Source organism: Syntrophales bacterium (assembly GCA_030655775.1).
Classification (GTDB): Bacteria; Desulfobacterota; Syntrophia; order Syntrophales; family JADFWA01; genus JAUSPI01.
The window spans coordinates 1-4,516 of the sequence record JAUSPI010000078.1 but is presented as its reverse complement, the minus strand read 5'-3'; the positions used below and the strand labels follow the sequence as shown (position 1 = coordinate 4,516).

At 40.2% G+C, this 4,516-nt stretch carries 7 protein-coding genes; 1 reads left to right on the top strand and 6 read right to left on the bottom strand.

Going from position 1 to position 4,516, the window contains the following annotated elements:
• Window positions 1–242: 242 nt before the first annotated feature.
• On the bottom strand, window positions 243–548 hold the full coding sequence (locus Q7J27_04145; GenBank protein ID MDO9528333.1) for a helix-turn-helix domain-containing protein: 306 nt from the start codon (window positions 546–548) through the stop codon (window positions 243–245).
• Window positions 545–913 (bottom strand): type II toxin-antitoxin system RelE/ParE family toxin, encoded by a 369-nt coding sequence (locus tag Q7J27_04140; protein MDO9528332.1) that lies wholly within the window; start codon window positions 911–913, stop codon window positions 545–547. Before Q7J27_04140 ends, Q7J27_04145 begins: the two co-directional genes overlap by 4 nt.
• A 441-nt stretch (window positions 914–1,354) precedes the next feature.
• On the opposite strand from Q7J27_04140, the gene Q7J27_04135 reads away from it, so the two are divergent.
• Window positions 1,355–1,522, top strand: coding sequence for a hypothetical protein (locus Q7J27_04135; protein ID MDO9528331.1), 168 nt, complete (start codon window positions 1,355–1,357; stop codon window positions 1,520–1,522).
• Between the two features lie 306 nt (window positions 1,523–1,828).
• On the opposite strand, the gene Q7J27_04130 is transcribed toward Q7J27_04135, so the two are convergent.
• The 4 genes from Q7J27_04130 to Q7J27_04115 form a co-directional block, all read right to left on the bottom strand.
• Window positions 1,829–2,284: a hypothetical protein gene (locus Q7J27_04130; GenBank protein ID MDO9528330.1), complete on the bottom strand. Its 456-nt coding sequence runs from the start codon at window positions 2,282–2,284 to the stop codon at window positions 1,829–1,831.
• 153 nt (window positions 2,285–2,437) lie between these two features.
• Complete coding sequence (locus Q7J27_04125; GenBank protein MDO9528329.1) at window positions 2,438–2,668, bottom strand: hypothetical protein; 231 nt, start codon at window positions 2,666–2,668, stop codon at window positions 2,438–2,440.
• Between the two features lie 212 nt (window positions 2,669–2,880).
• Window positions 2,881–3,492 (bottom strand): hypothetical protein, encoded by a 612-nt coding sequence (locus Q7J27_04120; GenBank protein MDO9528328.1) that lies wholly within the window; start codon window positions 3,490–3,492, stop codon window positions 2,881–2,883.
• A 15-nt stretch (window positions 3,493–3,507) separates the two neighbouring features.
• Complete coding sequence (locus Q7J27_04115) at window positions 3,508–4,074, bottom strand: hypothetical protein (GenBank protein MDO9528327.1); 567 nt, start codon at window positions 4,072–4,074, stop codon at window positions 3,508–3,510.
• Window positions 4,075–4,516: the final 442 nt, after the last annotated feature.

The following is a 4,516-nucleotide window of genomic DNA, read 5'->3' as shown; positions in this document are numbered from 1 at the left end:
CAAAACAGGAGGGAAAAACTTTTATGAAATAAATAATTTTTAAAAGCCTATTTATAGGTTAAGGTACCCGTACGCCTTGAAAAAAGTACGTTCTTTGAAGACGCACTTCCTGCCCCCTGTTCAAAAAAAGATATTTTCTTAATATAGAGAGAGGCCACAGATGACGCCGGGCTTGTCCAACAACCGGATAAGATCGTGGTTCGCTTCACTCACACAATCTATCCTTATTCGTTCTGCCTTTTTTAGATAAACGCTTCTATCCCTTTTCTTTCGATTATATCTAATAATTTTTTTGATGCACCTGTAGGTTTTTTGTTACCTTGCTCCCATTTTTGTACAGTTGAAGGGCTAATATTAAAAATACTTGCTAAAGCTGCTTGGCTTAGGCTGAATTTACTTCGAATAGAAACAATTTTTTCAGGAGAATATTCCTGTACCTCTGGAATGCAAAGTTTCTCAATGTTTTTCATAGTTATTGCATCTACCAACCCACTTTTATATAAATCTTTAACAGTGTTCGTAACTGATTTGGCAATTGATTTTCTCATGACTTCACCTCAATAATGTCTCCATTGTTTATTGCTATTAACACTTCCTTAGTTGAAAGATTAAGTAAAATCTTGGATAACTCTTTAAAAAGATTTAACTCTTTTTTGGACAGGTTTGATTTTTGGTTTTTGGCAAATCCATGAATAAAAACAGCTCTATTCTCTTTCTTATAACAAATAATCGTTCTGCCACTACCACTTTTACCTTGCCCTTTAAATTTAATTCTTTTTTTATAAATGTGCCCACCAAGGCTCGCTTCAAAATTACCAGCCTGGACTTCTGCCAAAGCCAAAGACAAGTCATCTTGTGAAATTTTTTGTTTTGATGCCCATTTTGAGAAATGCTTTGTCATTAACTTTTTCATTTTCCAAGTATAGCACGCAGTGATACATTGTCAATAGGAAAAACGATTTAAAAACCAATATGGAGAGTTGGAATATTGAAATATGTCTATAGCAGAACGAGGCCGATCAGCGGGCGGCGGCTTTTTGCCGCTCCGCTGCACTGGCTTGTGTACGCCCGGCATGGGCGTGAACTCATGGGGTTCAAGTCCCCTGTAAGTGTTCCTATGTTAGGTTTTATGACTTAGCATGAATTACAAGCCGAAGGCAAGGGCGTTACCGTGAGGTAGGGTCTGAAGGAAGCCGAAGTGCAAACTTGTGAGCTGACGGACAGAAACGTCATATAAGGCCGAGTCCCCGGGTAAGGCAGCACAACGTGTCAACGCCCAAGGAACAGGGGATACGGTAAATGGCGCGGTTGCGCAAGGGAAGTTCACGTTCTTATCCGGGGAGACCTGTTTTCCATGCGACATAATGTAGTTTCCAGTGAAATTACCGGCAGGGGCTACCGGTCCCCAAATGTCCCGGCACAGATAATGGGAAGCTCTGCCCTGTCTGTGAGATACGAAACAAAGATGAGCAGACAGGAAATGAGTTATGCAGCGTCATGCGAAGTAATTCGTATGCTGTGAAGGCAGGAGTCAGCAGAGGCCATATTAGCCTAATGCCTGGGGTAATGCCCGGGACATGGTGAAGGGCCGAACCTTTGAGAGCAGGGAGGAGCCAGTCATACTCGAAAAGGCGATGAACCCGTCAGGGGGAGCTATTATTATCGGCGTATTGATCGTAGCCAGCCTTGGGATGCAATCAGGATTCTGATCGTGTTCTAAAACTCTCGGGGAACCGCCCAGTGCGGACCCGCTTGCTTGGGTGGTGTGGGGGCTGGGGGAGAAAAACCCCCGGCTACCCGATTAGCTATTAATTTCATTTAGTTAGTGTCAATCTTTTTTGTTATGTATTAAATTGATAGTAGCATTAATTTTGTCTCTGTAATTACTCGGATTCATCATTCGTTTTATTATTGGCCAAGCTTTTCGAGTTGCTTCGGATTTACACATGTCGTAGCGGTAACTACCAACTTCGAAGGTTTTTATTTTTTTCTGTGCCTTTGTTCCATGGTAAATCCCGCCTGCAGTAAAGCTAGACAAAAGATATGCCACCTCCTTTGGTTCGATGTCAGCCTCTTCCATTTCTTCTGGGGTTATTCCATGAAATTTTAAGGCAGTAGGAATTTGTCCTAAAGTTTGCTCAATATTCACAACATGGGATAAGCTCGCCAATTCTGCTGCATTCATTCTCCTACGACCTATGTGAATCGACCATCCAAAAGAACCAATCGAAATTATTAATGCTGTCAGACTAATTGCCAGACTAATTATTAATTCTGATGACATAATATGTTTCCTCCTTGATGGCTAACGTGGAAGTGAGAGGCCGGGCGCTGTTATCCGAAAAAGGTGTTTAAAGGCACTACAGTTGACTTTGAAAATTCTTTTTAAAAAGCCGCGGTATAAGCCCGGTCCCTCTCCACTGACTTGTTCTGTAATTCAGTGATTGTTAATATGACTATTGAATTTCTTTGCCAATTCTAAAATAGAGATCTGAATTCCGGCTATTTTCTGGATAACCCATGCTTGGAATATTTCATCTTTTCGGTCTTTATCTTCAGGGCGAAGCTTGATGTATTCCTGATAATGCGCATGAAATTCATAGATTAATTCTTCCGTCTTTTCCTCGACTCTTTTTTCGCCTTCTTTAATTTTATCTATGGCTGACATATACGGTTTTCCTTATCGTATGTGGGAAATCGTTATGGTACAGAACGGGCTCTTCAGCCGCAGCGATTAGCTGTCGGCTGAAAGAGTAATGTTAGACTTTTTTGTCTTTTCCTATTTTAACACTATAATAACTGATCAAGGTGACCAATTTTTACTGACCTCTATGTCTTCCCTGAACTTTGAAATTCGACGACAAAGTTGCGATATTAATCTCATGGCGGGTAGTAGCCGCACTTATACACGATATAGCCCCGGAATCTCACAGAACCTTCGCTGCCATCGGTAACATACGCCTTTTGCACGCCTTCGGTATTCACCATGACCACAAACCTGGTAGTATTTGGTTTCGCCGAAACCATTACCTCCCCGCTATGATTAAGTCCAGTTTGATTGATTGTGAATTCGGTGAGTTTTCCATTTTCAATAGTAAATGGAGCCCCGTCAATAGTCAGAGTACTTCCCCTTGGCACTTGCTTCAAATCAACTGAAAAATCAAAATTGATCTTAGCGATTTCCTGATCACGTTGGTATTGGTAGTCTTTCACATCAACTGAAATTTCTTGAGCATAACCGTTTCTTGAGTCATCTGTAATATAATGAACGGATGGGTCCCACGTTCCGTGTTCAGGATCTCTTAATTGTATCTGATCAGATATATTTTTTCCTACATCTTCGACTGTATCTTGTGTGTCCCGTGCGGTTGTATCAATTTTGAGAGCCAATTCATTTTTATCATTTCTTGCCCCTCTTTGTGTAGCATAATAAAGAAGATATGATCCGAAAGCGATGATCATGAGCGCTAAAATAACTAAAAATGTATTCATTTTCATGTTCTTCTTTTACTTGCTAACGGTGTTGAGTTTCTTGTTAGACGATTCGACAATTTTCTGTATGAATTGCGCAACACTATCTTTGAACTCTGCAAACGATTTTTTACTGATATCCCAAGATTCGTCAGAATGAGCAAACACTCCATCTTTCATGCTTAACCCATAATGAACTTTACGCCTTGCTCCTTTTTCTTCGATTTCAACGATTTTGTCTTCGTGCTTCTCTCCGTGGAACTTTTGATCAATATGTTCGAATGCTTCTCGGCCTTTGGAGTAATGCCTAAACCATTTATCGTTAAGAATTTCTAAATCCGCTTTTAGATGCGAGTAGACCGGATCAGACATTATCTTGTTTAGGTATCTGTATAAATTTCTCAATGCTACGAAATAGAAGTGAATGTCTATTAGTATAATCTCATATGGTAACGATGGATTATCTACTGATTTCATAACTGGTCTCCAGATTCGTTCCATCTGCATTTCCGCTGCGAGCAAAGATTGTTTTGCTAGTGAGAAGCAGTGCGATGTCGCAGGTTTCTCGGCTGAGAATGATACTCTTTGTGTGTCTTTATCCATTTAAGTCGTCTAACGTGAGCATCACCAGAGACAAAAGCCGCAGGCTTTTGGAATCTGGTGCATGCTCTTGTTGGGTGTTTCTATCTTGATGATAACAGCATTTGAATAAAGGCGAACAGGCGGTAGAACAAATAATCAATTATGCTATTATCAGAAATTACAATTTGTGTTACCTCACTATGGCGAATATGAAATGTGTTTCCTATATCAGTCAACTTGCGAGCTTCTTCTTCCAACAATATTCGAGTATCAGGATCGGTGGATACCTTATCTAAAAGAGTTGATATAGATTGTTTCTTATTGTTGATTCCCACAATAAACTGACCAAAATATCCTGATTATATTGAACAAGATGCCGGATTTTCAGATTAAGTAGACAGGGGACTGAGGTTTATCAATCAGTCCCCTGTCTTTGTTCTATCTACGAGTTAAAAGATGATTC